General features: G+C 75.2%; 2 protein-coding genes. One reads left to right on the forward strand and one right to left on the reverse strand.

Features of this window, described 5'->3' with window-relative positions:
• On the forward strand, positions 1-933 hold a 933-nt coding region (locus tag VGD85_RS13195), incomplete at its 5' end, for a histidine phosphatase family protein (RefSeq protein WP_331063899.1).
• On the opposite strand, the gene yaaA is transcribed toward VGD85_RS13195, so the two are convergent.
• The coding region (gene yaaA / locus VGD85_RS13200) for a peroxide stress protein YaaA (RefSeq protein WP_331063900.1) at positions 934-1,626 on the reverse strand (693 nt) is incomplete at its 5' end.

Raw genomic sequence — 1,626 nt, forward strand, 5'->3', positions numbered from 1 at the left:
GAGCAGATGTCGGGGCGCTGGAAGATCAAGCACCCCGACATGCGTCCGCTGGCCGCCGAGGCGAGCGGGCTGGCGCCGTTCGGCACGACGTACACCTGGGTGCCACGCGAGCAGAACCGGCACGCCGACCGCCTCGCCAACGAGGCGCTCGACGGCCTCCGCAGCGGGGTCACGGTCGCCGGCGAGGCGCAGGAGCCCGAGTCGCTGATCGAGGAGGTGGAGGCGCCGCCGTCGATCCAGAGCCAGGCGCGCGGCTGGGGTGCCGGCAGCGAGCCGACCACCGTGGTGCTGGTGCGCCACGGGGTCACCCCGCACACGACCGAGAAGCGGTTCTCGGGCGGCCTGGCCAGCGCCAACCCGGGGCTCAGCGACGAGGGGAAGGCGCAGATCCGGGCGGCCGCCGAGTGGCTCTCGCCGCTGGCCGAGCGCGTCGACGCCGTGGTCGCCTCGCCCGTGCGCCGCACGCAGGAGTCCGCCGAGATCATCGCCGAGGTCCTCGGCCACGAGGTGGAGACCGAGCCCGGCTTCGCCGAGATGGAGTTCGGCTCGTGGGACGGGCTGACGTTCGCCGAGGTGGGGGAGCGCCACCCCACGGAGCTCGAGGCGTGGCTGGGCTCCCTCGACGTCGCGCCCGGGGGCGAGGGCAGCGGCGGCGAGTCGTTCCGGGTCGTGCAGGCGCGCGTGCTGGCCGGCCTCGAGCGCCTGCTGGCGAGCCACGCCGGCAAGACCGTGGTGGTGGTCAGCCACGTGACGCCGATCAAGACGCTCGTGGCGCACGCCCTCGACGCGCCGCTCGAGGCGGTGTTCCGGATGGAGCTCACGCCCGCGTCGGTGACGGTCGTCTCCTACTACGACGACCGACCCTCGCTGCGGATGTACAACGCTCTGCCGCCCGGCAACGACGTGTTCGACGCCGCGCCCACCAAGTGGTGACTACAGCTCGCTGACCACCACGTCGAGGCGGTCACCGTCCTGCTCCACGACCCACCCGAGGTCGCGCAGGGCCTCGGCGAGCCGGGCCGGCGTGCGGGGGTCCGCCCCGGCCTCGAGCAGGGCCCGCACGATCCGGCCCTTGGTCGCCTTGTTGAAGTGGCTCACGACCTTGCGTGTCCCGCCCGACTCGTGGAGCACCCGGACGGTCGCCGTGCGCACCCCGGCCGGCCGCCAGAACGCGACGTACGTCCCGCTGCGCAGATCCACCAGCAGGCCGCTGCCCACCGCCTCGGTGAGCACGGGCCCGAGCTGCTCGCGCCACACGCCGCCGACGGGGCCGAGGCCGGGCAGCGTCGTGTCGCCGGAGAGACGGTACGCCGGGATCCGGTCCGCGGTGCGCAGCAGGCCGAACAGGCTCGAGGTCACCGCGACGCGGGTCGCGGCGCGCCGCTTCGCCGCGGCCGACAGCGTCGCCACGTCGAGCGCGTCGTACAGGACCCCCGTGTAGACCCGGTCGGCGCGCGCGGTGGGCGCGGTGCGCAGGCGGGCGTTGAGGTCGACGAGGTCGAGCTGGGTGCCGCCGAGCCCGAGGGTGGTGGCGGCGACCGCCGGGTCGCCGGCGCACAGCTCCTCGAGCGCCCCGAGCACCCGCTCCCGGGCGCTCGTGAGGGCCGGGACCGCGAGCGTCCCGAG

The sequence above is a fragment of the Nocardioides sp. genome, from assembly GCF_036401255.1.
Taxonomy (GTDB): Bacteria; Actinomycetota; Actinomycetes; order Propionibacteriales; family Nocardioidaceae; genus Nocardioides.